The organism is Salinivibrio sp. IB282 (assembly GCF_001995685.1).
GTDB classification, from domain to species: Bacteria; Pseudomonadota; Gammaproteobacteria; order Enterobacterales; family Vibrionaceae; genus Salinivibrio; species Salinivibrio kushneri.
This window is the reverse complement of record NZ_MUET01000125.1, coordinates 1-3,410: the sequence shown is the minus strand read 5'-3', so window position 1 is coordinate 3,410 and position 3,410 is coordinate 1. Positions and strand designations below refer to the sequence as shown.

The window sequence follows — 3,410 nt, the reverse complement described above, 5'->3', positions numbered from 1 at the left end:
CAATGAATACTGATTACTGTTTATCTCCGAAGAGACAAACGAATTGACTGTGCCGAACAACTGTAAAAGTTGTCGTTTGGTCACTCAGTTCATCGAATAAATCTTTTTGTCTATTCTTAACGAGTGCCCACACAGATTGCATAGGTCAAATTGTTAAAGAGCGTGTTGACTTCGTGGTCGGCATTTCGTGACTTGCGTCTCGTTGCCCCGTCAACAGGAAGCGCAGTATAGAGATCTCAGTTTTTCCCGCAACCCCCAAATATAAAAAAAAAGCGCCTCGCTACCTGTTTGCTCACAAAACAAGCAAAGGTAGCCAAAAGGCGCTTTTCTTGGTGGCGAGCGCATAAGGTGGCTGGTCCTCACGCGCCCTTGTGTGCTCAATCGTTAGTGCGAGTGTGATTGCCGTCTTTCTTCCGCGCGCTCTTTAGCTCGGCAGTAGCGTACTGAGCCCCACGCCATCAGCAAAAGAACAAAAGGGATCGCTCCAGCTGTCCATTGTGCCCAAGTATAGTAGGCAAGTGTTTCTATGATGATGACATGGCCAAGGATCAATAAAGCCGCGCAAATTATCGCAACGACCATCATACTGAGTTCTGATTTCATCCTTTCCCCCTTAATGTTGTGCACGCATTGAGTCTATCGAGGGAGACACGCTGAGGATTAGTACAGATAGTTCAGTATTCAGCTGTGACAGTTGATTGCACAGATAAAGCTGAGAGCGACGTCGCAATCTGTTTGAGCCCCTCCAAGCTTTGAGGATTATTTAGCGCCCCTGTGTTTTGCCTACCCACAACCGACACATTGAGTCGAAAGCAGTGATTGAAGCGTCCGTCACTGGCAAACAGTGCCCCCGGTGCGATAGTCACGCCATATGGCCTCAAAGCTTGAAAAAGTATGTGCGTATCGACGCGCTTATCGAGCTCAACCCATAAAAAGTAGCCTCCCTTAGGCTGACTAATCCGTGTAGAGGCCGGTAGCAGTGCCTTGAGTTCTGCTCGAATCAACGCTTGACGGGCAAACAAGGTTTCGCGCAATCGCCGTAGATGCGAATCATAACCACCTTGCTTTAGATAATCGGCAATCGCCARTTGGTTAGGTGCGCCGACTGCCAAACTCGATACAGACTGGCGCTTCTCTATTTGCATCGCATAACAGCCTGCCGCTATCCAACCAACACGGAATCCGGGGGCCAGCTGTTTCGAAAACGAGCCACAGTGCAGTACGCCGCCCTGTGTATCATACGCTTTAAGCGGCATCGGTCTGGCTTCGGCGAAGAAAAGCTCCCCATAGACGTCATCTTCTATTAACAGTACTTGATACGTCGCCAATAAGTTGACGACATCAGGCCTACGCGGAGCAGGTATCGATGCACCGGTGGGGTTATGGAAGTTGCTCATCAACCAACACGCACTGATCGAGTGGGACGCTAAGGCATGTTCCAGTACATGGATATCGACCCCTGTTTCAGGATCAACCGCGACGGGAACGGCTTCAAGCTGTAAACGTTCGAGTGTCTGCAGCACCCCGTAGAACGCGGGGGCTTCAATAATCACCTTATCTCCTGGCTTCGTCACTGCCGCTAGAGACAGACTCAATGCCTCTATTGCCCCATTAGTAATAATGATTTCATCAATACTGACTTTAATTCCTTGGCGGAGATAACGCTGTGCAATCTGTCGACGTAGGCCGATATCGCCCGGCGGTAAAATCGTGAAGTGATCGGGATGAGAGGATTGACGCAGCACGCGCGCCATCGCACGGCCAAGCGCTTGCATGGGAAATAACTGAGGATCAGGAAAAGCTGAACCAAATGGGTAGTACGCGCCTTTATGGCTAGCACTGATCACATCAAACACATCTTGATGGGTGTCGAGCCACTSAGATTGCGCTTGTGGTCGTGCCAATGCATCCACCGCGAGCTTGTTATAATGAGGCCGCACAAAAAAGCCAGAGCGCGGACGCGCCTCAACCCAACCATCGGCTTCTAATTGCTCATAAGCTCTCATTACCGTCATTGGGCTAACGTGTTGAAGCCGACTCATCTCCCTCACCGAAGGGATCCGATCACCGACTTGCCAAACACGCTGCTGAATTTGTGTTTCGATCCAGCTGGCAATGTCTCGATAACGCATTTGCACACTGCTACTCCCTGTTATTGCCCAGACGGCGATCATACCTTGGCAAGTAACAATTGGCGGGATGGAATGTAGCGGAGTGTGACCTGATCAGCGCTAATCTTTACCCACAACGAAAAAAGCCCCAGTCTTTTGACTGGGGCTTTTTTGGGATTTGGTGCCGAGAGAGGGACTTGAACCCTCACACCCGTTAAGGCGGCGGATTTTGAATCCGCTGCGTCTACCAATTCCGCCATCTCGGCAAGTGGGAGCAATTATACGTACCGACCTTTGGAGTGCAAGTAATAAAAATAAAAATCCGTTCGTTCGCACTATTTTTAACCAATTCAAGCCATTCAGCCACATTGATGCTGAATTTGTCCCCAAAAGACATCGCAAAACCGAGGTATAAGCTTACTCACTGTCTGCCGGTCTATGCTAGGCTAGCACCGAATTGAGTACTGGGGTGTGAACAATCAAATGCAAACTTCTTCTATCGCTTGCCCAACCGCAGGCTTTTTCCGGCGTTTAGCCGCTTGGCTTTATGATCTCCTCGTCGTGGCGGCTTTGCTCATGCTCGCCGGAGGGGGAATGATGGCAATACTCGCCCTAGCACAAGTGCTAGGCATGTCGATTGCCCCTTACCAAGACATCAGTGATTTCTTAACTCATCACCCGATAGTCAATCCACTTTATACTGCGTATCTGGCCTGTGTCATCGGTGGTTTTTATGGCTACTTTTGGTGTAAAGCCGGACAAACGCTGGGCATGCGCGCGTGGCGGCTTAGGTTACAAAATACCGATGGCAGCAACATTCGTCCCACTCAAGCCATTATTCGTTTGGCCACTGCCTGCTTTGGCCTCGGGAATCTGGTTGTTCTTTTCGACATTAATAACCGTGCATTTCAAGACCACTTCGCCGAATGTGACATGATTGTGCTCCCCAAGCCGGTTAAGAACAAAAAAAACTAATCACCTCTCTAGACTGGGCACCTGCTGCGTGCCCTGCCCTACCTACCGGCTCATCGTTATAAATTGATATAAGACAATAAATAGGTTGATTTTTACCTATTCATCTATCCGCTATATTTTGAGTTTTATTCACCACACGCAAAGCAGCTAATTGACTAAATAATCACAACTTGCACATAAACTCATCTTTAACTCAACCTTCAGCACCGTAAAAGAAGTGCACCCAAGGTTATTTAATCCATAAAAATCCAAGTAGCACAAAAAAAAGAAAGTAATAGCTACGCATAAATAACAAAAAGAAAGTAATAGCTACGCATAAATAAC

Annotated in this window: 3 protein-coding genes and 1 tRNA gene; 1 reads left to right on the top strand and 3 read right to left on the bottom strand. The window is 48.4% G+C overall.

The window, feature by feature from the left end; genetic code table 11:
• Positions 1-384: 384 nt before the first annotated feature.
• The 3 genes from BZG14_RS14925 to BZG14_RS14915 all read right to left on the bottom strand — a co-directional run bounded on the left by BZG14_RS14925 (position 385) and on the right by BZG14_RS14915 (position 2,377).
• Positions 385-603, bottom strand: a complete 219-nt coding sequence (locus BZG14_RS14925; RefSeq protein ID WP_069361744.1) for a hypothetical protein — start codon at positions 601-603, stop codon at positions 385-387.
• 71 nt (positions 604-674) lie between these two features.
• Entirely contained in the window at positions 675-2,174 is a 1,500-nt protein-coding gene (locus BZG14_RS14920) for an aminotransferase-like domain-containing protein (RefSeq protein WP_077609112.1), read from the bottom strand.
• A 116-nt stretch (positions 2,175-2,290) separates the two neighbouring features.
• A tRNA-Leu gene (locus tag BZG14_RS14915) sits at positions 2,291-2,377 on the bottom strand.
• 217 nt (positions 2,378-2,594) lie between these two features.
• Between BZG14_RS14915 and BZG14_RS14910 the strand changes: the two genes are divergently transcribed.
• Positions 2,595-3,086, top strand: coding sequence for an RDD family protein (locus BZG14_RS14910; protein WP_077609113.1), 492 nt, complete (start codon positions 2,595-2,597; stop codon positions 3,084-3,086).
• Positions 3,087-3,410 lie beyond the last annotated feature (324 nt).